At 59.1% G+C, this 2,307-nt stretch carries 2 protein-coding genes; both read right to left on the minus strand.

Translation table 11 applies throughout. From position 1 onward, the window contains the following. Window positions 1-1,976: type VI secretion system Vgr family protein (locus WFM46_RS23525; RefSeq protein WP_336998700.1), on the minus strand; the 1,976-nt coding region annotated here is incomplete at its 3' end. Window positions 1,977-1,980: 4 nt separating this feature from the next. Beyond that, window positions 1,981-2,307 (minus strand): type VI secretion system lipoprotein TssJ (gene tssJ / locus WFM46_RS23530; RefSeq protein ID WP_336998701.1); only part of this gene is annotated, 327 nt, incomplete at its 5' end.

The following is a 2,307-nucleotide window of genomic DNA, read 5'->3' on the forward strand; positions in this document are numbered from 1 at the left end:
CCGGTCCGGGCAAAGAGCCCCAGTTTCTCCCCGGTAAGCAGGGTCGCATTTCCCATTGTTCCAATACTGATATCCCCCCCGGCGTTGATGACGACATTTTTCGTGGCCGTCATTTGCAGATGCTCACCGCTGGTCAGCGCCATCCCTTCCGGGGCGGACATCAGCAGCGCCTCATTGAGAGGTTTCAGCCGCTGTTCGAACATCTGTATCTGGCTGTCAACGTCCGCCTTCAGCGCCCGCGCCTGTTCTGCGGCCATTTCCAGCTGCTGCAGTTGCTGATTAAGCCGGTCGATTTCCTTCAGCGCGGCCTCCATGTCCAGTGCGTCGCCCTGCGCTTTGACCTGGGCATCCGCGCTGACAAACAGCCCTTTACCGGCACGTACCGTTCCCCACTCATCGGTGCGCAGCTCAGTTCCCTGACCGCGACGTTGCCCCTGGCTGTCCACCAGCAGCCCGGTATTAAGCTGGGTTTTACCGTATTCCGTGGCGAGCTTAATGTGCTCCTCACCACGCCTGTCTTCCATCCGCAGCTTGTTGTTCGCCGGGGTGCGCAGCACGTTCCGGGTGTGATTGTCCCGGTCCACGAGGTCGGGATGTTCCGAGTCGTGCAGCGCATACGCAATGTACGGCAGGTCAATATCACCGTTGCTGTACGCTATCGCCACTTCGGTCCCGTCGGTGAGCGGCGTATGCCAGCCGTACGTTTCTCCCGCATACGGCTTCGCCCCCCGCAGCCACAGATAGCCGTAACCGGGTTCCGTTCCCTCACGGTCGAAGTCCGGCTTCACCCGGTAACGACCCTGCCCGTCCAGGTGAGCGTAAATATCATTCTTCTCCCGGCTCTCAATCCGGGCCGGAAGGGTGCCGTGAATTTCCGGACGCGGGATTTCCGCCGGGCGGAAACAGTAACGTTCGGTATATGGCTGGCCCCAGACCGACACATGCAGACGGGAATCACGCGCTCCCCGGAAGGTTACCTGCGTGAGAAGTACGCCTTCTTTCAGGGCTGCAATGACATCCCCCTGCGGCTCCAGCACCTGCCCGGGTGTGAGGTGCGAAGCATTGCTGAACAGGTGGATGCGGGCTGATTTGTTGAGCTCCCGCTCGTGATGGATGCGGGCATAAAAGGCACCGGATTCGGTTTCCGGCTCAGGGCTGGTATCATCACCCGCTTCACGGTAAGGCGCAGCGTAGCGGTAGTGCTCCCCGGTGGTGACCGCATCACTGCGCACGCTGACCGTCGCATCCATCGGCGTGGTGGCGGTCCGGTAGTTGTAATCCCGCATGGTGACGGTACCGGTGGCTAAGTTGTACCAGGTCCGCACATCCCAGACCGATTCTGCCGCGCCGTCAAACAGGCCTGATGGCTCGCTGTACGGCAGGCGCACATCAAACTGGTAGTTCAGCTGGCTGTCGGCAAAAATATACATATCCAGTTCACGGGTATTGTCCATCTCCGTGCGCAAGTAAATCCCCACCTCAGACAGAATGCGCTGAATGAACTGCAAATCCGTTTCCCGCCACTGGGTGATGATTTCACGCGGCGGGTAGGTGCGCTCCAGTCTGAATTCAAAATCAGGTCCCTCCAGCCCGTGCTTGCGCAGCACCTGCTCCACCACCTCCGGGACGGACTGGTTCTGATATACCGCGCACTGCCGGGTGTATCCCAGCAGCGCCAGGCGGGAACTGAGCGTAAGCCGGTAGTGAGACTGGCCCTTTGAGGTTGAAAGCCATTCCAGGCGGGTCACCCTGCCGTGGACATTTTTGCCGCCACGCATCCGCAACGACGCATATTTCATCAGCACCTGTTCCGGGGGAATGTTCGCCTGAAGCGTTGTGAACTCGATGTCCCATCTGAACGGCTCGCTCAGGGCTTCCCTGCCGCGAAAGCGCATGACATCCGGCTTCACTGTACTGTCAAAAATATCCAGAAAGTATCGGGTCTGTCCGTCAAAAAGCGCCAACCAGTTATCCATCACGTCACTCCTTTAGCGGCACAAGACTGAGCCAGCCATCACCCAGTTCAATTGTGCGGGGTTTGTCCGGGTCGAGGTCGTCACGGGTCAGCACCAGGCGCCAGCGGTTGTCCTTCATATCGGGACGGTTAAACAACCCCACCACCGCCACGAACTGAGCGCCCTCATCCATGGGCATATTGAGTGTCACGCTGCCTTTGGGCATCACCAGCAGATCTTTTGACGCCAGTATGTCGTCTTTAAGTACCGTATCGGCCTTGCGCAGCAGCGTCTGGTAATCGGCGGCATCAACCGCTTTACGATCCCTGAGCTGATAAACCCGCACCATTGT

This window comes from Leclercia sp. M50, from assembly GCF_037150775.1.
GTDB lineage: Bacteria > Pseudomonadota > Gammaproteobacteria > Enterobacterales > Enterobacteriaceae > Enterobacter.